This window comes from Noviherbaspirillum sp. FW303-A3 (assembly GCF_058788695.1).
This window is the reverse complement of the sequence record NZ_JBYTAZ010000001.1, coordinates 4,098,995-4,124,859: the sequence shown is the minus strand read 5'-3', so window position 1 is coordinate 4,124,859 and position 25,865 is coordinate 4,098,995. Positions and strand designations below refer to the sequence as shown.

The 25,865-nt window shown below is 60.9% G+C and carries 24 protein-coding genes; 8 read left to right on the top strand and 16 right to left on the bottom strand.

The window, feature by feature from the left end:
* Window position 1: 1 nt before the first annotated feature.
* Window positions 2-586 carry a malonic semialdehyde reductase gene (locus AC3WOY_RS19840; protein WP_492426857.1) on the bottom strand — a complete coding sequence of 195 codons (585 nt, stop codon included), beginning with the start codon at window positions 584-586 and terminating at the stop codon, window positions 2-4.
* A gap of 132 nt (window positions 587-718) precedes the next feature.
* Between AC3WOY_RS19840 and AC3WOY_RS19835 the strand changes: the two genes are divergently transcribed.
* On the top strand, window positions 719-1,141 hold the full coding sequence (locus tag AC3WOY_RS19835) for a DUF1841 family protein (RefSeq protein WP_492426855.1): 423 nt from the start codon (window positions 719-721) through the stop codon (window positions 1,139-1,141).
* 36 nt (window positions 1,142-1,177) lie between these two features.
* Here AC3WOY_RS19835 and AC3WOY_RS19830 read toward each other — a convergent pair whose 3' ends face one another.
* From AC3WOY_RS19830 to AC3WOY_RS19815, 4 genes are all read right to left on the bottom strand, one after another.
* A complete protein-coding gene (locus AC3WOY_RS19830) occupies window positions 1,178-1,561 on the bottom strand; it encodes an Hsp20/alpha crystallin family protein (RefSeq protein ID WP_492426853.1) in 384 nt (127 codons plus the stop codon).
* Window positions 1,562-1,576: 15 nt separating this feature from the next.
* On the bottom strand, window positions 1,577-2,017 hold the full coding sequence (locus AC3WOY_RS19825; RefSeq protein WP_492429371.1) for an Hsp20/alpha crystallin family protein: 441 nt from the start codon (window positions 2,015-2,017) through the stop codon (window positions 1,577-1,579).
* Between the two features lie 215 nt (window positions 2,018-2,232).
* Window positions 2,233-2,574, bottom strand: coding sequence for a c-type cytochrome (locus tag AC3WOY_RS19820; RefSeq protein WP_492426851.1), 342 nt, complete (start codon window positions 2,572-2,574; stop codon window positions 2,233-2,235).
* 13 nt (window positions 2,575-2,587) lie between these two features.
* Entirely contained in the window at window positions 2,588-2,902 is a 315-nt protein-coding gene (locus AC3WOY_RS19815) for a c-type cytochrome (RefSeq protein WP_492426849.1), read from the bottom strand.
* Between the two features lie 281 nt (window positions 2,903-3,183).
* Between AC3WOY_RS19815 and AC3WOY_RS19810 the strand changes: the two genes are divergently transcribed.
* The 3 genes from AC3WOY_RS19810 to AC3WOY_RS19800 are packed head-to-tail and all read left to right on the top strand — an operon-like array spanning window position 3,184 to window position 5,811.
* A complete protein-coding gene (locus AC3WOY_RS19810; RefSeq protein ID WP_492426847.1) occupies window positions 3,184-4,038 on the top strand; it encodes an AAA family ATPase in 855 nt (284 codons plus the stop codon).
* Window positions 4,039-4,044: 6 nt separating this feature from the next.
* Entirely contained in the window at window positions 4,045-4,632 is a 588-nt protein-coding gene (locus AC3WOY_RS19805; protein WP_492426845.1) for a GNAT family N-acetyltransferase, read from the top strand.
* 9 nt (window positions 4,633-4,641) lie between these two features.
* Complete coding sequence (locus AC3WOY_RS19800; RefSeq protein WP_492426843.1) at window positions 4,642-5,811, top strand: vWA domain-containing protein; 1,170 nt, start codon at window positions 4,642-4,644, stop codon at window positions 5,809-5,811.
* Between the two features lie 8 nt (window positions 5,812-5,819).
* Here AC3WOY_RS19800 and AC3WOY_RS19795 read toward each other — a convergent pair whose 3' ends face one another.
* On the bottom strand, window positions 5,820-6,647 hold the full coding sequence (locus tag AC3WOY_RS19795) for a response regulator (RefSeq protein ID WP_492426841.1): 828 nt from the start codon (window positions 6,645-6,647) through the stop codon (window positions 5,820-5,822).
* A 196-nt stretch (window positions 6,648-6,843) separates the two neighbouring features.
* Here AC3WOY_RS19795 and AC3WOY_RS19790 point away from each other — a divergent pair, with 196 nt between their 5' ends.
* Window positions 6,844-8,826: a DNA topoisomerase IV subunit B gene (locus tag AC3WOY_RS19790; protein ID WP_492426839.1), complete on the top strand. Its 1,983-nt coding sequence runs from the start codon at window positions 6,844-6,846 to the stop codon at window positions 8,824-8,826.
* 29 nt (window positions 8,827-8,855) lie between these two features.
* Window positions 8,856-11,168: a DNA topoisomerase IV subunit A gene (parC, locus tag AC3WOY_RS19785; RefSeq protein WP_492426837.1), complete on the top strand. Its 2,313-nt coding sequence runs from the start codon at window positions 8,856-8,858 to the stop codon at window positions 11,166-11,168.
* Window positions 11,169-11,222: 54 nt separating this feature from the next.
* Here parC and AC3WOY_RS19780 read toward each other — a convergent pair whose 3' ends face one another.
* The 9 genes from AC3WOY_RS19780 to AC3WOY_RS19740 all read right to left on the bottom strand — a co-directional run bounded on the left by AC3WOY_RS19780 (window position 11,223) and on the right by AC3WOY_RS19740 (window position 21,295).
* Complete coding sequence (locus AC3WOY_RS19780) at window positions 11,223-13,391, bottom strand: DUF4214 domain-containing protein (protein ID WP_492426835.1); 2,169 nt, start codon at window positions 13,389-13,391, stop codon at window positions 11,223-11,225.
* A 12-nt stretch (window positions 13,392-13,403) separates the two neighbouring features.
* The gene (locus tag AC3WOY_RS19775; RefSeq protein WP_492426833.1) at window positions 13,404-14,882 is read right to left on the bottom strand and encodes a DUF4214 domain-containing protein; all 1,479 of its coding nucleotides are present in this window, start codon (window positions 14,880-14,882) and stop codon (window positions 13,404-13,406) included.
* Window positions 14,883-15,198: 316 nt separating this feature from the next.
* Window positions 15,199-16,392: an aminotransferase-like domain-containing protein gene (locus AC3WOY_RS19770; RefSeq protein WP_492426831.1), complete on the bottom strand. Its 1,194-nt coding sequence runs from the start codon at window positions 16,390-16,392 to the stop codon at window positions 15,199-15,201.
* Between the two features lie 130 nt (window positions 16,393-16,522).
* Window positions 16,523-17,725 carry a pyridoxal-phosphate-dependent aminotransferase family protein gene (locus AC3WOY_RS19765; RefSeq protein WP_492426829.1) on the bottom strand — a complete coding sequence of 401 codons (1,203 nt, stop codon included), beginning with the start codon at window positions 17,723-17,725 and terminating at the stop codon, window positions 16,523-16,525.
* Between the two features lie 32 nt (window positions 17,726-17,757).
* Window positions 17,758-18,591 (bottom strand): PhzF family phenazine biosynthesis protein, encoded by an 834-nt coding sequence (locus tag AC3WOY_RS19760; RefSeq protein ID WP_492426827.1) that lies wholly within the window; start codon window positions 18,589-18,591, stop codon window positions 17,758-17,760.
* Between the two features lie 21 nt (window positions 18,592-18,612).
* Window positions 18,613-19,071, bottom strand: a complete 459-nt coding sequence (locus AC3WOY_RS19755) for a RidA family protein (RefSeq protein WP_492426825.1) — start codon at window positions 19,069-19,071, stop codon at window positions 18,613-18,615.
* Between the two features lie 38 nt (window positions 19,072-19,109).
* A complete protein-coding gene (locus AC3WOY_RS19750) occupies window positions 19,110-19,991 on the bottom strand; it encodes a DMT family transporter (protein ID WP_492426823.1) in 882 nt (293 codons plus the stop codon).
* 9 nt (window positions 19,992-20,000) lie between these two features.
* Window positions 20,001-20,591, bottom strand: a complete 591-nt coding sequence (locus AC3WOY_RS19745; RefSeq protein WP_492426821.1) for a LysE family translocator — start codon at window positions 20,589-20,591, stop codon at window positions 20,001-20,003.
* A gap of 2 nt (window positions 20,592-20,593) precedes the next feature.
* Window positions 20,594-21,295 (bottom strand): aspartate/glutamate racemase family protein, encoded by a 702-nt coding sequence (locus tag AC3WOY_RS19740; RefSeq protein WP_492426819.1) that lies wholly within the window; start codon window positions 21,293-21,295, stop codon window positions 20,594-20,596.
* Window positions 21,296-21,404: 109 nt separating this feature from the next.
* Between AC3WOY_RS19740 and AC3WOY_RS19735 the strand changes: the two genes are divergently transcribed.
* Both AC3WOY_RS19735 and htpG read left to right on the top strand, forming a co-directional pair.
* Window positions 21,405-22,880 (top strand): aminotransferase-like domain-containing protein, encoded by a 1,476-nt coding sequence (locus tag AC3WOY_RS19735; protein WP_492426817.1) that lies wholly within the window; start codon window positions 21,405-21,407, stop codon window positions 22,878-22,880.
* Window positions 22,881-22,994: 114 nt separating this feature from the next.
* Complete coding sequence (gene htpG, locus AC3WOY_RS19730; RefSeq protein WP_492426815.1) at window positions 22,995-24,902, top strand: molecular chaperone HtpG; 1,908 nt, start codon at window positions 22,995-22,997, stop codon at window positions 24,900-24,902.
* A gap of 72 nt (window positions 24,903-24,974) precedes the next feature.
* On the opposite strand, the gene AC3WOY_RS19725 is transcribed toward htpG, so the two are convergent.
* The gene (locus tag AC3WOY_RS19725; RefSeq protein WP_492426813.1) at window positions 24,975-25,859 is read right to left on the bottom strand and encodes an alpha/beta hydrolase family protein; all 885 of its coding nucleotides are present in this window, start codon (window positions 25,857-25,859) and stop codon (window positions 24,975-24,977) included.
* Window positions 25,860-25,865: the final 6 nt, after the last annotated feature.

Here is a 25,865-nt window from a genome sequence, read left to right as displayed (position 1 = left end):
CTCATTCGATCCGGCAGGCTTCGTCGAACGACAGGCGCGGCCCGCGCGGATGCAGCTTGCTGGTATCGCCGTAACCGATGCTGCACACGAAATTCGCCTTCACGGACGTCCCCTTGAAGAATGTCTCGTTCATCTTGTCGGCGTTGAAGCCCGACATCGGCGCACAGTCCAGGCCAAGCGCACGCGCAGCCATGATGAAATAACCGCCCTGCAGCGACGAGTTGCGCATGGCGGTCGCGTCGATGTTCGGCTGGTTGCCGGCGAACCAGGATCGCGCGTCGGGGTTATGCGGGAAGAGCTGCGGCAGCTTCTCGTAGAACGCCATGTCCATGCCGATGATGGCCGTGACCGGCGCGGATTTCGTCTTGTCGATATTGCCCGGGTTCATGCAGGCCAGCAGTTTTTCTTTCGCTTCGGGTGACTTCACAAACACGATGCGCGCGGGCGAGCAATTGGCCGATGTCGGGCCCCATTTCAGCAGGTCGTAGAGCTGCTTCAGCTGCTCGTCGGTGACGGGCTTGTCGCGCCAGCCGTTGTGCGTGCGCGCGTCGGTGAAAAGCGTCTGGAGTGCGGTGTCGTTCAGCATATGGAATTCCATTCGTGATGGGTGGCGGAAGTGCGTCCGGCACTTGTGGCGCCGGGAAACGGTGCATATGTTAAACGAATCCGTTCCTGCGGGCGGTAAAATAGCCGTTTCTCCGTCTTTCCGTCCGATCCGATGTTCAATCCGTCACAGCACGACGTGCGCCGCTTCTTCTGCGAGACCTTCCGCAAGGTGCGGGCCAATGAAATCCTTACGCCGCTGGAAGCGATCGCGCGCGACTGGATCGTGCAGCACGAGGAGTACGCGGATGCGCTGAAGGACGTCAACGAAGCACTGGCCGCCGACTACTCGGTCGAACGCGGCCAGAGCAATCCCTTTCTCCACCTGTCGATGCACCTGTCCATTGCGGAACAGATTTCCATCGACCAGCCGCCAGGCATCCGCGCCGCGTTTCTCTCGCTGGCACAACGGCTTGGCTCCGAGCACGACGCGCATCACCAGATGATGGAATGCCTCGGCGAAATGATCTGGAATTCCCAGCGCAGCGGCTTGCCGCCCGATGGGGCGGCCTACGTCGAGTGCGTCCGTCGACGTTGAGTTCCGGCGGCATTGCCGCCGCCGGCAACCGCTTTATCAGGCAACCTTTACCTCGATCTTGCGCGGCTGAACGTGCTCAGCCTTCGGGATGCGCAGGCGCAGGACGCCATTCTTGAACTCGGCCGTGGTCTTCTCGCTGTCCAGTTCCTTCGAGAGCGTGAAGACGCGGCGATAGCGCGGCAACCGCACTTCCGCGTGGCCGGATTCCATGCCTTCCGGTGTTCCGAGGCTCACTTCGCCTTCAATCGTCAGGCTGCCCGACTCGAGATGCAAGTTGAGGTTTTCCTTCGGCACGCCCGGCAGGTCGGCCAGCAGGGTGATGCCGGAAGCATCCTCAATCACGTCGACCGGCGGCAACAAGGCAGCCTCGGGCCTTGCATTCTCGTTCGTGCGTTGGGTCACAGCGGTGTTTGCGCTCATGTTCATTCCTCCTCGTTACTGAATGGCGATACGACGCGGTGCCGGCGCCTGGCGGCGCTTGACGGAAACATGCAGCACGCCGTCGCGATATTCGGCCGTTACGCCGCTCGGGTTCACGTCGTCCTCGGGCAGGCTGACGACGCGACGGAAGCGCCCCGCGAAACGCTCGTTGATATGCAGGGCAGCCTTGTCATCCTGCCCCGGCAACTCAGCCACACGCTCTCCGGCAATGGTGAGCACGCCGCGCTCCAGGTTGACTTCAATCGTGGCCGGATCCAGGCCCGGCGCGAACGCATACAGCTCCAGCGATTGCGGGGTCGTCCCCACATTCACCGCGGGAAAACCGCCACGACCCACGCCCCGAATGCTGGGGCCGGTTTCAAAGACTTCCTGCATTTCGCGCTGCAGGCGATCGAGTTCGGCAAAGACATCACGGGGAAACAAGGCTCTGTACATCATTTGGTCCTCCTGACAGGTTATCTGCGGCCGTCAAATCGGCTCACATCCCCAAAATAGGAACACCGGGACAATTTTCAACACCTTGATTTCGCGCGTCGCCGCCCCCATGTCAATGGGGAAAATGCACGCGGACATTTATCGTCCAGCCTTGCTCCGGGCAATAAAAAAAAGCCACGGAATCCGTGGCTTTCTTCGTTGTATCGCGGGCGCGATTACTTGCGCAGTACCAGGGTGCCTGGCAGGCTGTGCAGGTAGGCAGCGATATCCTTGATGTCCTGGCTGGACAGCGGCTTGACCTGTGCGCCCATGATGGCGTTGCCGCGGCCGTTGGCGCCGTCGGCGCCGCGCTTGTAGGCGGTCATCGCGGTGACCAGGTAATCCGCATGCTGGCCGGCCAGCTTCGGATAGCTCGGGTCGATCGGGGTGTTGTAGTCCTTGCCGTGGCAGGAGAAGCAGTTGTACTTTTCGGTGGCGGCCTTGCCCGCTTCGATGTTGCCGGCCGCGAAGGCGTTGAACGAAACCAGCACGGCTGCGGCTGCGAGAATCTTCTTCATTGCGTGTCCCCTCTTATTTCTGCTGTGCGTAGTAGGCTGCGACGTCGGCGATGTCCTGGTCGGACAGGCCTGCAGCGATGCCGCGCATGCTGGGGTTCTTGCGCTCGCCCTTCTTGTAGGCATTCAGCGCATTCTCGATGTACTTGGCGGACTGGCCGCCGAGCTTGGGTACCTGGTACACCTCGGGGAAGGTCGCCTTGTAACCGGGGATGCCATGGCAGCCGATGCACATCGCCACCTTGTTTTCAGCTGCCTTGGCGTTGCCTTCCGCTGCGGCAGCGAAACCGGCGACACCCGCGAGCGCGACAAACGCAATTAGTTTTTTCATGATAGCTCGGGAGATTTAAGACGAAATTTCAAAACACATCCGGAAAGGATTCAGTCCGGCAGCGAATCATTTACGGATAAGTTCTCGGAACATCGGCGGATTTGACCATGACACTTGTAGGTGTTTCTCCGACGCACCAAAACCGTCTAATTCTACCTGAAGACTGACAAGCAGTCCACGAACCGGAAAACGGGGCAAAAACGCTCTGGAGGAGGCCCTCCAACCCCGGAATTCCATCTCGCTTATACTTGGTTTTTCCCCTTTCTCTGACGAACGGTACCATGCGCCCAGAATCACGCTTTGAAGGTTCACAGAATTACGTTGCGACCAACGACCTGAAACTTGCCGTCAACGCCGCGCTGACGCTGCAACGCCCGCTGCTGATCAAGGGCGAACCGGGTACCGGCAAGACCATGCTGGCCGAGGAAGTCGCCGCCGCGCTCGGCATGCCGCTGCTGCAGTGGCACATCAAGTCCACCACCAAGGCGCAGCAGGGCCTGTACGAATACGACGCCGTCTCCCGCCTGCGCGACTCGCAGCTCGGCGACGAGCGGGTGAAGGACATCCACAACTACATCGTCAAGGGCGTGCTGTGGCAGGCCTTCAACTCCGACCAGCAGGTCGTGCTGCTGATCGACGAGATCGACAAGGCCGACATCGAATTCCCGAACGACTTGCTGCGCGAACTCGACCGCATGGAGTTCTACGTCTACGAGACGCGCGAGCTGGTCAAGGCGAAGAACCGGCCGCTGGTGATCATCACGTCCAATAACGAGAAGGAACTGCCGGACGCCTTCCTGCGCCGCTGCTTCTTCCACTACATCAAGTTCCCGGACAAGGACACGATGGAGCAGATCGTCGATGTCCACTTCCCGCAGCTCAAGAAGGATTTGCTGGCGCAGGCGCTGCAGACCTTCTACGAAGTGCGCGAGGTCGCCGGCCTGAAGAAGAAGCCATCCACCTCCGAACTGCTCGACTGGCTGAAGCTGCTGCTGGCGGAAGACATTCCCGCGGAAGCCCTGCGCAGCAAGGATGCGAAGGCCGTCGTGCCGCCGCTGCACGGCGCGCTGCTCAAGAACGAGCAGGACGTACACCTGTTCGAGCGTCTGGTATTCATGTCGCGCACCAATCGCTAGCACGCCATGGCCTTCGTCACGCCGCTCACGCTCAAGGGTGAACACGTCACGCTGGAACCCCTGCACGCCTCTCACGCCGAGGGACTGTCCGAGGCGGCCAGGGATGGTGACTTGTGGAAGCTCTGGTACACCTCGATTCCGGCGCCCGAGGGCATGAAGGCGGAAATCGAGCGGCGCCTGGGTTTGCAGGCTGCGGGCAGCATGATGCCCTTCGCCATCCGCCGCAACGACACCGATGCGCTGTGCGGCATGACGACCTACATGCACATCGACGCGGTTCACCGCCGTGTCGAAATCGGCTCGACGTGGTACGCGAAGAGCGTCCAGCGCACCGCGATCAACACGGAAGCCAAGCTGATGCTGCTGACCCACGCCTTCGAGGAACTGCGCTGCATCGCCGTGGAATTCCGTACGCACTGGATGAACCAGCAGTCGCGCGCCGCCATCGCCCGGCTGGGCGCGAAGCAGGACGGCATCCTGCGCAACCACCAGCGCATGCCGGACGGCTCGTTCCGCGACACGGTCGTGTTTTCGATCATCGAATCGGAATGGCCGACCATCAAGCGTCACCTGCAGTTCAAGCTGGGGCGCTAAGGAGACATCATGCTCATCGATTTTTTCTTCACCCTGAAAGACGCGAAGATTCCGGTGTCGATCAAGGAATTCCTGATCCTGCTGGAAGCCATGCAGAAGAGCGTCATCAGCCCGTCGCTGGATGATTTCTACTACCTGTCGCGTACGACGCTGGTGAAGGACGAGGCGCATTACGACAAGTTCGACAAGGCTTTCGGCCTGTATTTCCGCGGCATCGACGCCATCTTCGAAAAGCATCCGGAGATCCCGCTCGAATGGCTGCAGAAGCGCATGGAGCGCGAACTGACGCCGGAGCAGAAGGCAGCGATCGAGAAGTTCGGCTACGACAAGCTGATGGATCGCCTGAAGGAGCTGCTCAAGGAGCAGAAGGAACGCCACGAAGGCGGCAATCGCTGGATCGGCACCGGCGGTACCTCGCCCTTCGGCAACGGCGGGACGAATCCGGAAGGCATCCGCATCGGCGGCGAAGGCGGCAACCGCTCCGCCGTCAAGGTGTGGGAAGCACGCAGCTACCGCGATTACGACGACGAGCGCGAACTCGGCACCCGCAATATCAAGGTTGCGCTTCGCCGCCTGCGCAAGTTCGCGCGCGAAGGCGCGGAAGAAGAACTGGCACTGGACGACACGATCCGCGCCACCGCCAACAACGCCGGCTACCTCGATATCAGGATGCAGCCTGAGCGCAAGAACAACATCAAGTTGCTGATGCTGCTCGACGTGGGCGGCACGATGGATGACCACATCGCGCGCACCGAGGAATTGTTCTCGGCGGCAAAGACCGAGTTCAAGAACATGGAGTTCTTCTACTTCCACAACTGCGTGTACGACTACCTGTGGAAAAACAATCGCCGGCGCCACGCGGAGAAGTTCCATACCTGGGATGTGCTGCGCAAGTACACGCCCGACACCAAGCTGATCTTCGTCGGCGATGCGACGATGAGCCCGTACGAAATCCTGCAACCTGGCGGTTCGGTGGAGTACAACAACGAAGAAGCCGGCGCGGAGTGGCTGCAACGCTTCACCAGCACCTTCCCGAAGTTCATCTGGCTCAATCCGGAGCCGGAAGGCTTGTGGCAGTACCGGCAATCGATTTCAGTGATTCGTCAGATCATGAACAACCGGATGTTCCCGGTGACGATCGAAGGACTGGAACGGGGAATGCGCCTGTTGAGCAAGTAATCCGCTTGTCAGGCGAACGGCAGGAATTTCTTCAGCACGGTCACGAGATGGTGGCTGGCCAGCGGCTTGTTGAGGAAACCATCCGCGCCGACATAACGCGCCTGCTGCAGGTCGTACACGAAGGGCTTGCTGACCAGGAACACGACAGCGACGCGGACCGGCGAGTCCTTTTCCTTGATCGCCCAGCACAGGCGGTAAGGGTCCACGCCGGGTGTTGACGTATTGACCATCACGAAGGCTACCGGCTCGCGCTTGCAAACTTCAACCGCCGCGACTTCATCGTTGACCCACAGGACGGGCACTTTCTGACGAACCAGCAGGTCGGAGAGGTAATCCCGCAGGGCCGGCGCCTTGTCCACGACGAGGACGACGCCGTTGTCCGGCACCTTGGCGCGCATTTTTTCGTACTCGGCGGGATCGGTGAAGTCGAGATCGATGCGATCGCGGCGGCGCCGTTCCGGTACCGTGACGATATCGGACGCTTCCAGCCGTGACAGCGCATCCGCACGCTTCTCCACCAGTTCATCCAGCGTCTCGAACAGCTGGTCCCAGCGGATCGGATTGTCGACGACGGGATACGGCAGGGCAACGTCCGGCGTGCCGACCAGCATGGCTGGACGTACGTCGCTGGGCCGGAGGTCCGCAAGCGTCACCAGCGCCTTGAGCTGCGTGGCGTTGGCGATGTAAAGGTCGGGATCCTGCAGGTTGTCTTCCACCAGCCTGAAATAGCCGTAGCCCCAGGTCTGCCTGATCGAGAAGTTCTCGTCAAAGCACGCGTCCTCCTCGGGCGAAAAGCCGATGAGGCGAACGGCAAAGGGAAAGGTCTGGCTGATCATGGAGTTTCATTTTATAAATATTTTTACATGTTTCACTAGATAAATTTTCGGCGATGGCATTTACGCCACGGCTATCGGTTTTCGTCCTCCGGCAATGGTAAGGGCTGAAAGCAATGCCCGGCAGGCGCCGATTTTCATTAGAATGCTGGGACTTATGCGTAAATGCATACCCTATAGCAACTCCGCTTCCCATTGAATGGCAACCAGAAAATCTTCCGATTACAGCGAATCGTCAATCCGGGTCCTGAAGGGACTCGAACCGGTCAAGCAGCGTCCGGGCATGTATACCCGCACCGAAAACCCGCTGCACATCATCCAGGAAGTGATTGACAATGCCTCCGACGAAGCGCTCGGCGGCTTTTGCAAGAACGTCATCGTCACCCTGAACCCCGACGGCAGCGTCAGCGTCGAGGACGACGGCCGCGGCATTCCGGTCGGCCTCCATCCCGAAGAAAAGGTGCCGACGGTCGAGATCGTCTTCACCCGCCTGCATGCCGGCGGCAAGTTCGACAAGGGCTCGGGCGGCGCCTATTCCTTCTCCGGCGGCCTGCACGGCGTCGGCGTATCGGTGACGAATGCGCTTTCCACGCGCCTCGAAATCACTGTCTGGCGCGAAGGCGGCGTACACCAGATCGTGTTTGCCGACGGCGACGTGATCGAAAAACTGAAATCGCGCCCGCAAGGCAGGGACGACAAGAAGTCCGGGACGCGGGTCACCATCTGGCCGAACGCCAAGTACTTCGACTCCTCCGCCATCCCCAATGCCGAATTGCAGCGCCTGCTGCGCTCCAAGGCCGTGCTGCTGCCGGGCGTGAAGGTCACCCTGGTCAATGGCAAGACCGGCGAGACCCAGACCTGGAAATACGACCAGGGCCTGCGCGGCTACCTGGTCGAATCGCTGGCACAGACTTCCGGCGCCGAGCCGATGATCCCGCTGTTCGAAGGTGAACAGTACGCGGGCAACGATACGGAAGGCTTTGCAGAAGGCGAAGGCGCGGCGTGGGTAGTGGCGTGGACCGAGGAAGGCAATGTCGTGCGCGAGTCCTACGTCAACCTGATCCCGACGCCCGCCGGCGGCACGCATGAAGCCGGCCTGCGCGAAGGCTTGTTCAATGCGGTCAAGAGCTTCGTCGAAATGCACGCGCTGCTGCCCAAGGGCGTCAAGCTGCTGCCGGAAGACGTGTTCGCCCGCGTCTCCTTCGTGCTGTCGGCCAAGGTACTCGATCCGCAATTCCAGGGCCAGATCAAGGAACGCCTGAATTCGCGCGACGCCGTGCGACTGGTGGGCTCGTTTACCCGCCCTGCCCTCGAACTCTGGCTCAACCACCACGTCGACTACGGCAAGAAGCTGGCCGAACTGGTGATCAAGCAGGCGCAATCCCGCCTGCGCTCGGCGCAGAAGGTCGAGAAGAAGAAATCCTCCGGCGTTGCCGTGCTGCCGGGCAAGCTGACCGACTGCGAATCGGACGACATCTCGCGCAACGAGCTCTTCCTCGTCGAGGGCGACTCCGCAGGCGGATCGGCCAAGATGGGACGCGACAAGGAATTCCAGGCCATCCTGCCGCTGCGCGGCAAGGTGCTGAACTCCTGGGAAACCGAACGCGACCGCCTGTTCGCCAACAATGAAATCCACGACATTGCGGTAGCGATCGGCGTCGATCCGCACGGCCCGAACGACACGCCGGACCTCTCCGGTCTCCGTTACGGCAAGATCTGCATCCTCTCCGACGCGGACGTCGACGGCTCGCACATCCAGGTGCTGCTGCTGACGCTGTTCTTCAAGCATTTCCCGCAGCTGATCGCACACGGCAATATCTGCATCGCGCGTCCGCCGCTATATCGTGTCGATGCCCCGGCACGCGGCAAGAAGCAGGCGCAGAAACTGTACGCGCTGGACGACGGCGAACTGGAAGCGATCGAAGACAAGCTGCGCAAGGATGGCGTCAAGGAAGGCGGCTGGAGCATTTCCCGCTTCAAGGGCCTAGGCGAAATGAACGCAGAACAGTTGTGGGAAACCACGATGAATCCGGACACGCGCCGCCTGTTGCCGGTGTCGCTCGGCGACTTCGACCTGGCCGCCTCCGAATCGCGCTTCAACATGCTGATGGGCAAAGGCGAAGCTGCCGCCCGCCGCGCCTGGCTGGAAGAACACGGCAACGAAGCAGAAGCCGATATCTGATCCGCCGCGACGAATAGACAAAAGAAACAATGACTGAACAAGCCACCCTGTTTGAAGAAGCGCCGTCGGGTGACGGCGAATCGCTCACGCTCGCGACCTTTGCCGAGCGTGCCTACCTCGACTACGCCATCTCGGTCGTCAAGGGCCGCGCTTTGCCGGACGTGTGCGACGGCCAGAAGCCGGTCCAGCGCCGCATCCTGTACGCGATGCACGAACTCGGCCTCGACTCCGCCGCCAAGCCGCGCAAATCCGCAGCTGTCGTCGGCGACGTGCTCGGCAAGCTGCACCCGCACGGCGACCAGTCGGTGTACGACGCGCTGGTGCGCATGGCGCAGGACTTCTCGCTGCGCTACCCGCTGATCGACGGCCAGGGCAACTTCGGCTCGCGCGATGGCGACGGCGCGGCGGCGATGCGTTACACGGAAGCGCGCCTGACCCCGATCTCGAAGCTGCTGCTCGACGAGATCGACATGGGCACGGTCGATTTCCAGCCGAACTATGACGGCTCGACCCAGGAACCGAAGCTGCTGCCGGGACGCCTGCCCTTCGTGTTGCTTAACGGCGCGTCCGGCATTGCGGTCGGCCTGGCCACCGAAATTCCGGCACACAACCTGACGGAAGTCGCGAAGGCCGCCGTGGCGATGATCCGCAACCCGAAGATCACCCATGCTGAATTGATGGAAATGATTCCCGGCCCGGACTTCCCCGGCGGCGGCCAGATCATCACGCCGGCGACGGCGATCGCGGAAATGTACGAGAACGGCCGCGGCACGCTGAAGGTGCGCGCACGCTGGAAGATCGAAGACCTCGCGCGTGGTCAGTGGCAGGCGGTGGTCACCGAACTGCCGCCGGGCACCTCGGCGCAGAAGATCCTTGAGGAAATCGAGGAACTCACCAACCCGAAGGTCAAGCTCGGCAAGAAGTCGCTGCTGCCCGACCAGCTGGCGATGAAGCAGATGATCCTGTCGGTACTCGACACGGTGCGCGACGAATCCGGCAAGGACGCGCCCGTGCGTCTGGTGTTCGAACCGAAGTCGAAGAACCAGGATCAGACCGAGTTCATGAACATCCTGCTGGCGCACACGTCGCTGGAAACCGGAAACTCGATCAACCTGGTGATGATCGGGCGCGACGGCCGTCCGCGCCAGAAGGGCCTGTCGCACATCCTGCACGAGTGGATCGAGTTCCGCTTCGACACGGTGACGCGCCGCACACGCTTCCGCCTGCAAAAGGTCGACGACCGCATCCATATCCTGGAAGGCCGCGAAGCGATCCTGCTGAATATCGACAAGGTCATCAAGATCATCCGCGAGTCGGACGAACCGAAGCCGGCGCTGATCCAGGCATTCAATCTCTCCGATCGCCAGGCCGAAGACATCCTGGAAATTCGCCTGCGCCAGTTGGCTCGACTGGAAGCGATCAAGATCCAGCAGGAACTGTCGGACCTGCGCAAGGAAAAGGAAACACTGCACGACCTGCTCGACAATCCTTCGTCGATGAAGAGACTGGTCATCAAGGAAATCGAAGGCGATGCGAAACAGTTCGGCGATGCACGCCGCACGCTGATCGAGGAAGCGGAGCGCGCCAGCGTCGAGCAGAAGGTGCTGGACGAACCGGTGACCGTCGTCATTTCGCAAAAGGGCTGGGTGCGCGCCCGCACCGGCCACGGCCACGACGCTGCGCAATTCACCTTCAAGGCCGGCGACAGCCTGTACGGCACCTTTGAATGCCGCACGGTCGACACGCTGCTTGCCTTCGGCTCGAACGGCCGGATTTATTCAGTTTCGGTTTCCGCCCTGCCCGGCGCACGCGGCGATGGCGTTCCGGTCACGACGCTGATCGAGGTCGCGGGCGGCACGCGCATCCTGCATTACTTCGCCGGTCCGGCGGATATGATGCTGATGCTAGCGTCGACGGCAGGCTATGGGTTCACTGCGAAAGCAGGCGACATGGTCAGCCGCATCAAAGCGGGCAAGGCATTCGTCACGCTCGATGAAGGCGACGAGCCGCTGGCACCGCGCATGGTCGTCGCCGACGCCAGCGCTGTGGCCTGTCTGTCGGAAAAAGGCCGCTTGCTGGTCTTCGGCCTTGATGAACTGAAGACGCTTTCCGGCGGCGGGCGCGGTGTGATCCTGATGGACTTGGAGAAGAACGAGAAGCTTGTTGCCGCACAACCCATCAGCCAGAGGGGCGTGGTCGTGTCAGGCACAGGGCGCGGTGGTAAGGCGCAGGAAGTTTCCCTGTCGGCGGCGGCGCTGGCACCGCATATCGGCAAGCGCGCGCGCAAGGGGAAGACGCTGGAGGCGAAGGTGAAACCCGCGGCGTTGGCGTTACCCAAGTAGGAACGGTACAAGGAAACGGGGTGTGCACTCGCCGTGCGCACCCCGTTATTCTTTTCAGACGAAGTAGATGTATTCCATCCCGTTTTGAATGGAACCAATCACTTGTACCTGGTTTTCCGGACTTTCGCTGAAACTGGTCAGGACAACTGCGCGAGATTGCTGGCCGGCATTCAGAATATCCACCCAGAAGCCGGTTTCCGTGGAACTGGGTGTCCGGTGCAGTACGTTCTGGTAGAGGAGTGTGACCAGCTGGGTGTTCGATACACTGCTTCCATAAAGGTTTGTGAATTCGGCGGAACCCTGGAACCGCGAAGAAACTTCATGGAGGCTCATGCCCTTGTCCATGTAGCTTATCCAGAAGCCCAGTCCCGGAACATCGGGCTGCCGGCTGAATGCCGCCTGATACAGACGGTATGCTTGGCCGGCGATGCCATCGACGTCGTAGGCGAGGGCTGTATCCCGGAAGATGATGCGTTCGACATTCTCTACCGTGTCATGGCCTTCCGTACCGGCGGCGTGATCCAAGGTGATGCGCGTACCCGTCCTGGTTATCGTGAATGCGCTTTTCGTTCCTGCAATGAACACGCTGTCCGTACCGGCACCACCATCGATGATGTCATTCCCACCGCCCGGGGTAAGCAAGTCGTTTCCGCCGGCGCCGTCAATAATGTCGTCCCCGATACCGCCGACGAGCGTGTCGCCTTGATCCGTCCCCGTATATGTCCGGCCAACCCCGGGTGAATCGATCAGCGTCAGCGTCACGCCCGAGAACGTCGCCAGTTCCACGGCGGTAAAGACATCCGTTCCCTCTGCTCCCGAGTGATCAAATGCGATATATCCAGTGCTCGTTTTCGTCACGGAGAATTGGTTCCGGACTCCGTGAAATATTACGGTGTCGATTCCGGCGCCGCCATCGATAATGTCATTGCCGACGCCACCCGTTATCGTGTCATTGCCGGCGTTCGTCGAGATCCGATTGGCAGCGCCATTGCCGACTATCGTGTCATTACCGCTCCCCGCATTCACGTGCTCGATCGTCGTGCCGATGTTGATCGTGATCTGCCCGTCAGTGGTAATCAGGCTCGACTTGAAGCCAACGTAGCCCCACGCCCCTGGCTCAAGACTGAGGTTGATTGCGTGAACGATCGCCGAACCGTCAATCGTGTCGCTCCCGCCCCCATCCCAGATGAAATTGGGTACCGTGGTACTGAGGATGTATGTGCTGTCCGACTGATCGCTTTTGCTTGGACCGTACAGATACTGCAGTGCGGCGATGTCGAACGACGAATAGCGAAGACGGTAGTCTTCGGCGCGATCCGTATAGCTCATGACGGACCACTGCGTACTATCCTCGGCGGTTGAAAGGTAAGGCCCGTCCTCCGTTTGCCCGGTAGCGTCTCCATGGCTGAAGGTGTGCTTAAGTCCGAGCGCATGACCTAGTTCGTGAATGAGCGTCAACGCCGCGTAGTTTCCGTTCGCGGGTGCGAGGTTGAGGCTCGAAGTATTGTCAAGAAGAATATCGTTGCCAATTGCCGACGCATACGGATAGTAGGCGTAGGCTGCCGAGGTTGATTGGGCGTTATTGGCGAAAACAATTGTATTCAGCCCCGCCGAGTCCGTCGTTTCGATGAACTGAACGTCGATAATGCTGGAGATGTAACTCAGCGCCTGCTTGGAAAACGCCTTCTGCTGTACATTGAACGCTGAAAACCCGCTACGGTCGACCTGCGAAAAATGCGACGGGGCCACGGATGGAAAACTGTAGTAGAAGGTCTTGCTTGAGCCAAGCAGTGGCAGGAACCCAGGCGCTTCGTCAGGAAGAAGCGCGTCGATCCAGTAAGGCAGTTTTTGCACGCCCGTCGCCCAGCTCCAGTTCTCGACAGCGCTATTGGTCTTGTAGAAATCGATATGGATCAGTCCCGAATCGATTCCACTGATGTCATGGACCTGGGCATGCAGGTCAGTGATGACGTAGTGGTCGTTCCCTGCTCCGCCGGACAGGTAATCGTTCCCACCTCCTCCATGGAGCGTATCGTTCCCGTCGCCGCCATACAGAGAATCATCACCGGCCCCACCGTATAACGCGTCATTGGCGCTGCCGCCATCAAGTATGTCGTTGCCCGTGAGGCCGGAGAGGAAATCGTTTCCGGAGAGCCCGACGAGATAATCGTCGCCGTAGGTCCCCTCGAGGACGTCCGCGTAGACAGTGCCTGTTTTGTTCATGTGGAAGGTCGGCTAGCTGAAGAACGCATACTCCATGCCGTTCTGGATAGAGCCGAGTACCTGTGCCTGGTTTTCCGGGCTTTCGCTGAAGCTCGTCAGGATCACCGCGCGTGATTGCTGACCGGTCTCGAGAATATCGATCCAGAAGTCCGACTCGATTGTTGCCGGCGTCCGGTGAAGGACGTTCTGGTACAGAAGCGCAACCAGCTGTGCACTCGACACATGAATGCCGTACAGGCTCTGGAACTCGTCCGAACCCTGAAAACGGGAAGAGACTTCCACGAGACTCATGCCCTTGTCCATATGACTGATCCAGAACCCCAGTCCCGGAACGTCGGGCTGGCGATTGAACGCGGCCTGATAAAGGCGGTAAGCCTGACCGGCGATTCCATCAGAATCGAATGCGACGGCGGAATCATTAAACAGGATGCGCTCAACGTTGGTCACAGTATCGCTTCCATGCCCCCCGGTCTTGTCGACAACGGAAACCGAATTCGATTCCTTCGATATTGCGAAGCTGCTTCGACTCGCAGCGATGACGAGCGTATCCGTTCCTGCTCCGCCATCGATAATGTCAACACCATTTCCGCCGATGATCCTGTTGCTCGAAGCGTTGCCGGTAATCCTGTCGTCTGCATTCGTGCCGATCACGTTTTCTATCAGGCTGCCGTACATGATGGACAGATTGTTTACGGCCAGACGCCCGCTATCCGAGCGTCCGAGAGAACTGAAAGCCCCTTCACGCAGGTCGATCGTTGCGCCGACCGTCACTGCGCTCACGTCGATGGTATCGATTCCGCCGCTATCCTGGATCAGGAGTTGCCCCTTGCCCGTGTCATTGGTATAGGCGTACGACGTATCCGAGATATTGATGTCGTTGCTTGCGCCGTACAGGTACTGCAAGGCGAGCATGTCATACATTCCGAACCAGGTGCGCTGCTGGCCATCCGAGCCGGGCGCGTCCTGATACGACATGATGGAATAGTTGAGGTTATCCTCGCCCGTGCCGAGGTAGTTCCCGGCCGGGTCCGGCGGGCCGAATTCGGACCCGTTGTAATTGCCGGGATGCTTGAGCCCGAGTGCATGCCCGATTTCATGCACGAGGGTGGCGTAGTTGAAGCTCCCCGGTGCCTGTTGGTCCGCGTAGTCAAGATTGATCCACACATCGCCGGACAAGTCACTGGCATCCGAATTGGGCAGGAAGGCGTAGCCCGACGAATCCGTCTGCGTGTTGTTGCCGAAGCGGATCTGGCCGTACACCTCGTGCGTGTCGGCCACTTCCACAAAACTGATGTCGAGTTCTGCGGCAAGTTGCGCGAATATGCCGTGCACAGCTTGCTTCTGCGCCGCGCTGAACAACGTGAATCCGCTGTTTCCTTCCATGTCAGTACCGCCGTACGAAGGCTTGACGGTCATGAAGCTGTAGGTCACCGTGACGGGAGTTTCGAGCGCAGTGCCGGCATTCCACCGCAAGGACGCCGATTCGAGCAAGGCGTCGATCCTGTAGTCGCCGGAAATGATGGTACCGTGCTGTCCTGCTAGCGGAGTGGATGAAACACTTGAGCCGGCGCTTGCAGCCGATGCGCACAGTGGACAGTTGCAAACAAGATAAGGCATCGCGGCATTGCAAGGCTGGAACGAAAATATCGTTATACCAAAGCAATTACCAACGGGCAATCTCTTCCGGCTGCGGTGTCAGATATGCAATGACGAGCGGTGAAATTCCCGCGCGAGTAACGCCTCTGCGCAGCTACGGGAAATGAAAGTGAGGGCCGTACTCCATACGCACGGCCCCTTTCAGCCAAGTTTAAAGTTTGGAACTGATCAGCTTGCCCAGCTTCTCCACACCTTCGCGGATCTTGGCCGGAGGTACGGTGACGAAACTGAGGCGCAAAGTATTTTTCTCCGGCGCATTGGCGTAGAACGGCGCACCCGGAACAAAGGCAACATTCTGTGCAATCGCCTCGTCGAGCAGCTTCATGCTGTCAATGTGCTTCGGCAGCGTGACCCAGATGAACATGCCGCCTTCCGGACGCGTCCATGTGACCGACGACGGGAAGAACTCGGCGAGTGCCGAGAGCATCGCTTCGCACTGGTCCGCATACAGCTTGCGGATGGTGGGGATGTGCTCCTTCAGGAAGCCGTCCTTGACCACTTCATGGACAACCATCTGCGTCAATTGGGCAGTGTGCAGGTCGGCAGCCTGCTTGGCCTGTTCCAGCTTGCGGATCAGCGGCACTGGAGCGACCACGTAGCCGAGGCGGATACCCGGCGTCAGGACCTTGGAGAAGGAACCCATGTAGATCACGCCGTTCGGGTTCATCGTCAGCATCTTGGGCAGCGGCTCGCCGCGATAGCTGAGGGCGCCGTACGGATCGTCCTCGATCAGCGGCAGGCCGAGGCGTGCGCAGGTTTCGACCAGCGCGGCGCGGCGCTCGACGGAGAGCGAACGGCCGGTCGGGTTCTGGAAATTCGGAAGGGCATACAGCAGGCGTGCGCCCTGGGCCACGCCGGCGAGCTGTTCCGGAATCAGGCCATGGTCATCGGTCGGCACCGACACGAATTCAGGACGATAGACGGAGAAGGCCTGCAGCGCGCCGAGGTAGCTCGGCGTTTCGACCAGGACCTTGCTGCCCTCATCGATCAGCACTTTCGCCAGCAGGTCGAGACCTTGCTGGGAACCGGAGACCATCAGCACTTGTTCCGGCACGATCTTCGCGCCATCGGTGGAGAGGGAGCCGGCAATCCATTCACGCAGCGGACCATAGCCATCCGTCGGGCCGTATTGCAGCGCGACCTTGCCCTGGTTCGACAATACCGTGTCGAAGGCAGCGCGCATGCGCTCCACGGGGAAGGTTTCCGGCGACGGCAAACCACCCGCGAAAGAAATCACGTCGGGACGGACCGTCACCTTGAGGATTTCGCGGATGACCGAGCTTTGCAGCTGTTGTGCGCGCTCGGAGAATTGCCATTGGATGGGGGTAGGATTTTCCATTTTCATACTTGTCTCACTGGTTGAATGGCGTTGTACGCCTGTTATGTCAGCACGCTTGTGGCGCACCTGCTAAAAGACGGCATGGGATACATGCCGGCCGAAATATTCGATTTTACCTGCGTATTGCTGCACAAGCCTATGCTGAAAACTTTTCAGACAGGCCTTTTTCAAGCTCTGCGATGCCTGCCGGGAGATCGAGGGAGGCGCCCGCATACTGCATGCTCGAACCGAAGGCATGCAGCGTCCTGAACAGGTTGTGCGCGCGGCTTTGCTCGCCCATCTGGCCGATACGGACGATATTCAGGCCGAAGGAGCCGGAAATCTCGACGCGATGCACGCGCGACATGTGGGTGCGGACGGCGTCGGCCGAAATCCCTGCCGGCACGGTGATCCCGATGACCGAGTTCAGCCGGACGCGCTCGGGCACGAGCAGGTCCAATCCCATTGCCTCGATACCGCGTTGCAGCGCCTTGGAGCAGAGTTCATGGCGATGGAAGCGCCGCGGCAGCGTCTCTTCGCAGACCAGGCGCAATGCCTCGTGCAGTGCGAGGATGCCGGACACCGGCGCGGTGTAGTGATAGGACTTCTGGTTCCAGAACTTGTCCGCCAGCAGCGCATCCAGGCACCAGTGGGTGATCGGTTTCTTGCGCGCCTCGATACGCTGCCATGCGTTCTCGGAGAATGCGAGCAGCGACACGCCGGGGATCGAAGACAACCCCTTCTGCCCGCCAGTGATCACGGCGTCGACCTTCCAGCGGTCCATCTCGAGCGGCATCGTGCTCAGCGTGCAGACGGCATCGACAATCACCATGCAACCATAGGAATTGGCAAGGCGCGCAATGGCTTCGAGATTGCGGTTGAAGACGGTGTTCGACGTCTCGCCCTGCACGATGGTAAGCGTCTGGAAATCGCCCTGCTTGAGGTATTGCTCGACCGCTTCCACTTCGGCGGCTTCGTTGTCGGGTACGTCGAGCGTCGTCACCTGTGCGCCGATGCGCGTCGCCATTTCCGCCATGCGGCGACTGAAGTAACCGTTGCATACCGCTAGCACCTTGGCGCCGGGATCGACCAGGTTGCAGATCGCCATTTCCATCGCCGCCGATCCCGGACCGGCGACGCCGAGCACATGGCGCGACGAGGTCTGGAAGACGTAACGGCCCATCTCCTTCACCTGCTCGATCACCTTGTTCATCGTCTCGCCGAGGTGGTTGATGACGATGGAGTTGGCGTAGGCGACCTTGTGCGGAATCGGCACGGGGCCGGCGCCCATCATCAGCAGAGGTTCCTGCGGGAGGATATGGTCGAGCGATGCAACGGATGGCGGTTGGAAGGTTTCCATGTCTGGGTCTGTTGAAATGAAGAATTATCCGGTCAGGCGGTGATCTGTCCCTCGATGCAGTTTACCGCCAAACCGCCGAGCCAGATCGTGTCATTTTCGTAGGCAATCCCTATATGCCCGTCACTGCCCACGCAGCGTCCCTGCCGTGCGCGGTAATCGACCGGGCCGCGCCGTTCGCGCAGATAACAGGCCACCGCGCCGTTGCCGCTGCCGCATACCGGATCTTCCGGCGTACCTTCGGTCGGTGCAAAAGAGCGGACTTCGACACCCACACCGTCGAAACCGAAGATGTTCAGCCCGCTTGCGCCCGCGCGTGTCGTCGCCATGCCGATGCGGTTCATGTCCGGGCGCAGGCTGCGCAGCAATTCGCCGCTCGCAACCTGCCCGGTCAGCCAGGCGACACCGGGATCGACGACGACCGGGTCTTCCAGCAGCGATGCGCCCAATGCTTCCTCCACCAGCGCGCGCGTTTCCTTGTCCACCGGCCTGAACTGCGCGGGCGGCAAGGCAATGCGAATGCCGCCTTCGCCAGTCCGCATCTGCACCAGCCCGACACCGCATTCCTGCACCAGCACGCCGGCGCGCTTCGGGACGAATCCGGACGACAGCATCGCATGTGCGCTGCCGATCGTCGGATGTCCCGCGAAGCGCATTTCATTCGCCGGATTGAAGATACGCAGCCGGTAATCCGCATCCGGGTGCTCGGGTTTGCAGACGAAAGTCGTTTCGGACAGGTTGGTCCAGCGTGCAATCGCCTGCATCTGCGCCGTGCTCAGTCCGTCGCCATCAAGCACAACGGCAACCGGGTTGCCCTTGTACGGTTCGGCGGTGAATACATCGACCTGGCGGAAGCGGCGCTGCTGCATGGCGATTGTCCTTGTAACGGATCAGGAAAGTTCGGCGATCAGTTCGATCTCGACACAGGCGCCGAGCGGAACCTGGGCCACGCCGAAGGCGGAGCGCGCATGCTTGCCCTTCTCGCCGAAGACTTCGCCGATCAGGTCGGATGCGCCATTGGTGACGAGGTGCTGTTCGGTGAATTCGGAGGTCGAGTTCACCAGGCTCATCACCTTGACGATGCGTGTCACGCGATTGAGGTCGCCGCCGCAGGCGGCCTGCAGGGTCGCGATCAGGTCGACGGCGACGGCGCGCGCGGCCAGCTTGCCTTCGTCGGTCGCCATGTTCTTGCCGAGCTGGCCGACCCAGGGCTTGCCGTCCTTCTTGGCGATGTGGCCGGACAGGAACACCGTGTTGCCGGTCTGGGCGAACATGACGTAGGACGCGGCGGGTGCGGCGACCGCAGGCAGTTCGATGTTGAGGGCTTTCAGTTTTTCGTAAACGGACAAGATGTTCTCCTGATGGATTGGAATAAGGGATGACGATTTTAACGCTTCACCGATGTGCGCCGGCCAATCGCGACGACCGCGATCACAGCCACCGCGAACAGGAAGTTGCGCGCATCGAGCGCTTCGCCGAGGATCAGGGCCGCACCGACCAGCGTCAGGAAAGGTTGCAGCAACTGCACCTGCCCGACGCGGGCGATGCCGCCCAACGCCAGCCCTTTATACCAAAAGAAGAACCCAATAAACATCGAAAATAGGGAGACATAGCCGAATCCTATCCACGCCTTGGCGGATGCCGTCACGCCATAGTTCCAGCCGAGCCAGACCGTTACCGGCAGCAACACCGGCATGGACAGCACCAGTGCCCAGGAAATGACCTGCTGCCCGCCCATGGTTTGCGACAGGCGGCCGCCTTCGGCATAACCCATTGCAGCAGCAATCGTCGCTGCAAACAGGGCAAAGTCCGCAGGATGCAGGGCCCCGCCGCCCTGCCAGAGTGCAAACCCGACGACGATGCCGCTGCCGATGAGTGCGGCGATCCAGAAGCCCGCCGAAGGCCGCTCGCCGAAACGCAGCGCGCCAAACAGGGCGGTGGCAAGCGGGAGTATGCCCACTACGATGGCGCCGTGTGACGCAGGGACATAGCGCATCGCGATCGATGAAAACACCGGGAAACCGACGACGACGCCGAGCGAGGTGATGATGAGCGCGCGCAACTGCGAACGCGTCGGCCGCGGCGCGCCTATCCACCAGAGCAAGGCAGCGGAAGCCGCGGCGGCCACCACCGCACGCCCGAGCGCCACCAGCACCGGATTCAACTCCTCCACCGCCATGCGGGTGAACGGCAGGGTCAGGCTGAAGATCGCCACGCCTATCGTTCCCAGCCACATGCCTCGTGTTTCCTGCGTCAAGCTTGTGCTCATTGCGCGCCCCTACATCCAGATTGCAATCGCGGAATAGACGGTCAGCACCATCATCGCGCCGCAGAACAGCCGCTGCCACAGCGGCTGCGCAAGATAACGGCGCAGCACCGCGCCGGTTCCCGCCCATACGCCTACGCACGGCAGGTTGATTGCACAGAACACCAGGCAGAACAAGGCAATCGCAAACCACACCGGCTGCACCAGCGGCAGGAAGGCGGAAGCGCCGGTCACCGCCATCACCCATGCCTTCGGATTGGCGAACTGGAAGAGTGCCGCGCCAAGGAATGACATCGGCTTCGCAGTGGAATCGGCATCCTGGCGGAAGGCCATGCTGCGCAGTTGCCAAGCCAGGTACAGCAGGTAAGCGGAACCGAGCGACTTGAGCACCACATGGATCGCGGGGACGGCCAGCACCAGGCTGCCGATGCCCGCAGCGCACAGCACCAGCATCACGCCGAAGCCGAAGGTGATGCCGAGCATGTGCGGAATAGACCGGACGAAACCGAACAGGATGCCCGACGAAGTCAGCATGATGTTGTTGGGCCCCGGCGTGATCGACGACACGAAGGCGAAGGTAGCGAGCGGAAGCAGGGTTTCCATGACTACTCCAGGGTTCCGAGTGCGTATTCGGCTGCCTTGCGTGCGTGAAGGGCCGTCGTATCAAAGACCGGGACAGGCGAGTCTTCCGGCGATATCAGCATGGAGATCTCGGTGCACCCGAGGATGATGCCTTCCGCCCCCTGCCCCACCAAGCGCCGGATGACCTTGCGATACGCCTCGCGCGACTCGTCGCGCACGATGCCGCGGCACAGTTCCTCGTAGATCACCTTGTGCACCACGGCGCGGTCGTCCTCGTCCGGAACGATCGTTTCGATGCCATGACGCTCGCGCATGCGCTGTTTGTAAAAGTCCTTTTCCATCGTGAAGCCGGTCGCAATCAGCCCGACCTTCTTCAGGCCGCTGCGGCGGATTTCCTCGGCCGTCGGCTCGACGATGTGGAACAGAGGGATATCCGCCTCCGCTTCGATCCTGTCGGCGACGATATGCATGGTGTTGGTGCACACCACCAGGAAGTCGGCGCCTGCGGCTCGCATCGACTTTGCCGCGCGGGCAAGCCGGCTGGCGGCCTCGTCCCACGCACCGGCACGCTGCAATTGCGCGATTTCCTCGAAATTGCAGCTGTACAGGAACAGTTTTGCCGAATGCAATCCGCCCAGCTTTTCCTGCACGGTACGGTTGATGATGCGGTAGTAGGGAACCGTCGATTCCCAGCTCATGCCGCCCAGCAGGCCGATTGTTTTCATTGGGTCTCCATGAGATTGAAGTTTTTCACGTGTTGAACTATCCTAAACGACATTACCAGTACAGTACCAGTACACTTTTTCAAATAATTCCAACCACTGTCACGGCAAAATGACCAATACAGCCAGCATGCGCAAAGGTGTCACCGCGGAATTCAGCATCGCCGCGCCGCAAGTCCTGTCGCGCGAGGGCGGCGAATCGCTCGTGGACCAGATCGTGCGCTCCATCGAAGCGCGCATCGATGACAAGCTCTTGCGCAGCGGCGCGCGCATGCCGTCCATCCGCCAGTACGCCGAGACCTACGGCGTGTCGCGCTTTACGGTCGTGGAGGCCTACGACCGCCTAGTGGCGAAGGGTTATCTCGAGTCGCGGCGGGGCTCGGGATTCTATGTGCGGGAACGGTCGCCCATGGTGGCAAGCAGTGCGCCGCGCGCGGTAGATACCATGCCGCCGCATCTTGACGTGGTCTGGCTGGTCCGCAACATGTTCCGCCAGCACCCGCCGGAAAAGATGCCCGGCTCGGGCCTGCTGCCAAGCGACTGGCTGGATGGCGAACTGGTCGCCAATGCATTGCGTGCGATCAGCCGGCAGAACCAGAGCCTGCTCCTGCAATACGGCAATCCCCAGGGCTCCCTGCTGTTGCGCCAGCAGCTACAGCTGAAGCTGGCAGAACTGGAAATCGCGGCCGCGCCGGAACAGTTCGTGACAACCTCCGGCATCACCCAGGGGCTGGACCTCATTGCCCGCCATTTCACGCAGCCGGGCGACACGATTTTCGTCGACGATCCGGCGTGGTTCCTGATGTTCGGCTCCTTCGCCACGCTCGGCGCCAAGGTGGTCGGCATCCCGCGCCTGCCCGACGGACCGGACATCGCGAAACTGGCGGAACTGGCCGAACTGCACAAGCCCAAGCTCTACGTCATCAATTCGGTGCTGCACAACCCCACCTCCACCTCCCTGTCGGCAGCGAAGGCCTTCCAGATCCTGAAGATCGCCGAGCAGCACAACATCACCATCGTCGAGGACGACATCTACTGCGACCTGCACCCTGGCAGCAGCGTGCAGCCGGCGACTCGCATCGCTTCGCTGGACCAGTTGAACCGGGTGATCTACCTCGGCGGATTTTCCAAGACGCTGGCGGCCAACCTGCGCGTCGGCTTCATCGCCACCTCGCCGGAAATGGCGCAGCGGCTGGCGGACCGCAAGATGCTGACGACGCTGACCACCTCCGACATCGGCGAGCGCACGGTGTACAAGATCCTGTCGGAAGGCCATTACCGCAAGCACGTCGACCGGCTGCGCGGCAAGCTCGATGCGGTGCGCGACAAGACGATCAAGCAACTGGAGCGGGTCGGGCTGAAGGCCGATATCACAACGCCGGCCGGGATGTTCGTCTGGATCGATACCGGCGTGGACACCAACGTGCTGGCTGAAAAGGCGGTCCAGGAAGGCTACCTGCTCGCGCCGGGCAGCCTGTTTTCGCCCAGCCAGCTGCCGTCGACCCGCATGCGGATGAATGTGGCCAGTGCCGGCGAGGTCGGCCTGTTGCGCTTCCTGGAGCGGGAAATCGGGAACATCCGAAGATAACCCTGTTTCCGGCCTTGAAATCCGGCCGGCCATCCCCATATCGCTAGAGTTGTCTTCCAGACATCGTCCGGAAGACTTGCAATCGCAACCCTTCAACAGACTCTAGAGGTAAAAATGGTCGTAGCCGAAAAGCAAACCCTGGGTTTTCAGGCCGAAGTCAAGCAGCTCCTGCAATTGATGATTCATTCCTTGTACTCCAACAAGGAAATCTTCCTGCGCGAACTGATCTCCAACGCATCCGACGCATCAGACAAGCTGCGCTTCGAGGCGATCAACAATGCCGCGCTGTTCGAGAACGACCCTGAACTGCAGATCAAGGTCACCTTCGACAAGGCCGCCCGCACCGTCACCATTTCCGACAACGGCATCGGCATGAGCCGCGAGGAAGCCATCGAGCACCTCGGCACCATCGCCAAATCCGGTACCAAGGAATTCTTCTCCCGCCTGTCGGGCGACCAGCAAAAGGATGCGGCGCTGATCGGCCAGTTCGGCGTTGGCTTCTACTCCGGCTTCATCGTCGCCGACAAGATCACCGTCGAGACCCGCCGCGCCGGCCTGGCTGCCGAGCAAGGCGTGCGCTGGGAATCGGGCGGCGAAGGCGACTTCACCGTCGAGCCGATCGACAAGCCGTCGCGCGGCACCGACATCACCCTGCACCTGCGCGAAGGCGAGGACGAGCTGCTCTCCGTGTGGAAGCTGAAGTCCATCATCCGCAAGTACTCCGACCACATCTCGCTGCCCATCCTGATGAAGAAGGAAGAGTGGGACGACGAAAAGAAGGAAACCGTCGTCAAGGACGAGTTCGAGACGGTGAACCAGGCCAGCGCCCTCTGGACCCGCAGCAAGAACGACATCACCGCCGAGCAGTACGAAGAGTTCTACAAGCACGTCTCGCACGATTTCGAAGGCCCGCTCGCCTTCACCCACAACCGCGTCGAAGGCCGCAGCGAATACACCCAGCTGCTGTACGTCCCGAAGCGCGCGCCTTTCGACCTGTGGGACCGCAACAAGCGCGGCGGCATCAAGCTCTACGTCAAGCGCGTGTTCATCATGGACGACGCCGAGCAACTGATGCCGGTCTACCTGCGCTTCGTGAAGGGCGTGATCGACTCCGCCGACCTGCCGCTGAACGTGTCCCGTGAAATCCTGCAGGAATCGCGCGACGTGAAAGTCATCCGCGAAGGCTCGACCAAGCGCGTGCTGGGCCTGCTGGAAGAACTGGCCAACAGCGACGAACAGGAACAGAAGGACAAGTACGACACCTTCTGGAAGGAATTCGGCCAGGTGCTCAAGGAAGGCATCGGCGAGGACCACGCCAACAAGGAACGCATCGCCAAGCTGCTGCGCTTTGCGTCCACGCACAATGACAACGATGCGCAGAACGTCTCCTTTGACGACTACATCGGCCGCATGAAGGAAGGCCAGGACAAGATCTACTACGTCACGGCAGACAACTATGCAGCCGCGAAGAACAGCCCGCACCTCGAAATCTTCCGCAAGAAGGGCGTCGAAGTGCTGCTGCTGACCGATCGCGTCGACGAGTGGATGCTGTCCTTCCTGCACGACGTCGACAGCAAGGAGCTGGTGTCGGTGGCCAAGGGCGACCTCGACCTCGGCAAGCTGGAAGACGAAGCCGAGAAGAAGGAACACGAAAAGACCGAGAGCGAATACAAGGACCTGGTCGAGAAGATGACGACTGCGCTGGCCGACAAGGCCAAGGAAGTGCGCGTCACTTTCCGCCTGACCGATTCGCCGGCCTGCCTGGTGGCGGACGAGCACGAGCTGTCGGGCAACCTGATCCGCATGCTCAAGGCCGCGGGTCAGAACGCACCGGAGAGCAAGCCTATCCTCGAGATCAACCCGAACCATCCGCTGGTGCAGCGCCTGAAGTACGAAGAGGCGAAGTTCGGCGACTGGTCGCACATCCTGTTCGACCAGGCTGCGCTGGCGGAAGGCGGCACGCTCGCCGATCCGGCGGGATTTGTGAAACGGTTGAATGAGATGCTGCTGGCGGTGAAGTAATCCGGCGACGCATCAAAAAAACGGGTTGCCCATCCAGGCAGCCCGTTTTTACTTTGGAGTGCGCTGGGCTCCCTACACGATATGCGTCGACCGCGGCGCCCGCTGTTCCATCCACTCCAGCGCCTGCCGCCACAGCGTCTCCCGGAATTCCGGCCGGAAGAAACCGAAGTGCCCGACGCGTATCGCCTGCACGTCCTGCGGCGCGATGTAGCGGTGCTCGACCGGCGCATTGCGGTATTTTCCGTGCAGGCTATCGATGCTCCAGCGGCTCATCATCTCGTCGTCGGTGAAGCTCATCGCCAGGATCGGCGCACGGATCTCGTCGTAGCCGGCGCGAATAGGATTACCCTTGCGGTCGACCACGTAGTGCGGACTCTTGCACCACTGCGCCCACTGGAAAATCACCCCCTTGGGCAGGTCGCCGACCATCTTCACCTTCTTGCCGGGAAAGTAGCCGAACAGCCGCGTGGACAGCGGCACGGCGAAATACCACATGAACCAGACCATGCGGCGCAGTTGCGGGGAATTCTTCCGCCAGTAGCCGCTGCCGCAGGCAACGGTGACGATGCCGTCGATCAGTTGCCGGTCCGGCAGCAGGCCCGGAAGCTGTCCGCCAAGCGAATGCCCGACCACCAGCAGCGGCACCTCCGGCTGCCACGCCTTCGCCGCCCGCAGCGCGGCGTTATAGTCCCGCCCGGCCCAGGTGAACAGATCGGCGTCAAAACCGCGCAAGGAGCGCCGGAAGCGCTCGGGAATCGACGCGCCGGAGCCCCGGTAGTCGAATGTCAGCGCGGCATACCCCTGCTCGGCGAGGAATTGCGCGAACGGGAAATAGAAGTCCTGCTTCACGCCCATCGCATTCGACAGCACGACAACGCCACGCGGCTTGCCCGCCGGTGCAAACCGGCGCGCTGCCAGTTCAAAACCATCGTCGGCACGGATTGTGATCGGTTCCATCCTCAT

Bases quoted from the DNA above. Each gene is read 5' to 3' on its own strand.
- AC3WOY_RS19840 (WP_492426857.1), bottom strand. From the start codon at position 586: ATGCTGAACGACACCGCACTCCAGACGCTTTTCACCGACGCGCGCACG.
- AC3WOY_RS19835 (WP_492426855.1), top strand. From the start codon at position 719: ATGTTCAATCCGTCACAGCACGACGTGCGCCGCTTCTTCTGCGAGACC.
- AC3WOY_RS19830 (WP_492426853.1), bottom strand. From the start codon at position 1,561: ATGAGCGCAAACACCGCTGTGACCCAACGCACGAACGAGAATGCAAGG.
- AC3WOY_RS19825 (WP_492429371.1), bottom strand. From the start codon at position 2,017: ATGTACAGAGCCTTGTTTCCCCGTGATGTCTTTGCCGAACTCGATCGC.
- AC3WOY_RS19820 (WP_492426851.1), bottom strand. From the start codon at position 2,574: ATGAAGAAGATTCTCGCAGCCGCAGCCGTGCTGGTTTCGTTCAACGCC.
- AC3WOY_RS19815 (WP_492426849.1), bottom strand. From the start codon at position 2,902: ATGAAAAAACTAATTGCGTTTGTCGCGCTCGCGGGTGTCGCCGGTTTC.
- AC3WOY_RS19810 (WP_492426847.1), top strand. From the start codon at position 3,184: ATGCGCCCAGAATCACGCTTTGAAGGTTCACAGAATTACGTTGCGACC.
- AC3WOY_RS19805 (WP_492426845.1), top strand. From the start codon at position 4,045: ATGGCCTTCGTCACGCCGCTCACGCTCAAGGGTGAACACGTCACGCTG.
- AC3WOY_RS19800 (WP_492426843.1), top strand. From the start codon at position 4,642: ATGCTCATCGATTTTTTCTTCACCCTGAAAGACGCGAAGATTCCGGTG.
- AC3WOY_RS19795 (WP_492426841.1), bottom strand. From the start codon at position 6,647: ATGATCAGCCAGACCTTTCCCTTTGCCGTTCGCCTCATCGGCTTTTCG.
- AC3WOY_RS19790 (WP_492426839.1), top strand. From the start codon at position 6,844: ATGGCAACCAGAAAATCTTCCGATTACAGCGAATCGTCAATCCGGGTC.
- parC (WP_492426837.1), top strand. From the start codon at position 8,856: ATGACTGAACAAGCCACCCTGTTTGAAGAAGCGCCGTCGGGTGACGGC.
- AC3WOY_RS19780 (WP_492426835.1), bottom strand. From the start codon at position 13,391: ATGAACAAAACAGGCACTGTCTACGCGGACGTCCTCGAGGGGACCTAC.
- AC3WOY_RS19770 (WP_492426831.1), bottom strand. From the start codon at position 16,392: ATGAAAATGGAAAATCCTACCCCCATCCAATGGCAATTCTCCGAGCGC.
- AC3WOY_RS19765 (WP_492426829.1), bottom strand. From the start codon at position 17,725: ATGGAAACCTTCCAACCGCCATCCGTTGCATCGCTCGACCATATCCTC.
- AC3WOY_RS19760 (WP_492426827.1), bottom strand. From the start codon at position 18,591: ATGCAGCAGCGCCGCTTCCGCCAGGTCGATGTATTCACCGCCGAACCG.
- AC3WOY_RS19750 (WP_492426823.1), bottom strand. From the start codon at position 19,991: ATGAGCACAAGCTTGACGCAGGAAACACGAGGCATGTGGCTGGGAACG.
- AC3WOY_RS19745 (WP_492426821.1), bottom strand. From the start codon at position 20,591: ATGGAAACCCTGCTTCCGCTCGCTACCTTCGCCTTCGTGTCGTCGATC.
- AC3WOY_RS19740 (WP_492426819.1), bottom strand. From the start codon at position 21,295: ATGAAAACAATCGGCCTGCTGGGCGGCATGAGCTGGGAATCGACGGTT.
- AC3WOY_RS19735 (WP_492426817.1), top strand. From the start codon at position 21,405: ATGACCAATACAGCCAGCATGCGCAAAGGTGTCACCGCGGAATTCAGC.
- htpG (WP_492426815.1), top strand. From the start codon at position 22,995: ATGGTCGTAGCCGAAAAGCAAACCCTGGGTTTTCAGGCCGAAGTCAAG.
- AC3WOY_RS19725 (WP_492426813.1), bottom strand. From the start codon at position 25,859: ATGGAACCGATCACAATCCGTGCCGACGATGGTTTTGAACTGGCAGCG.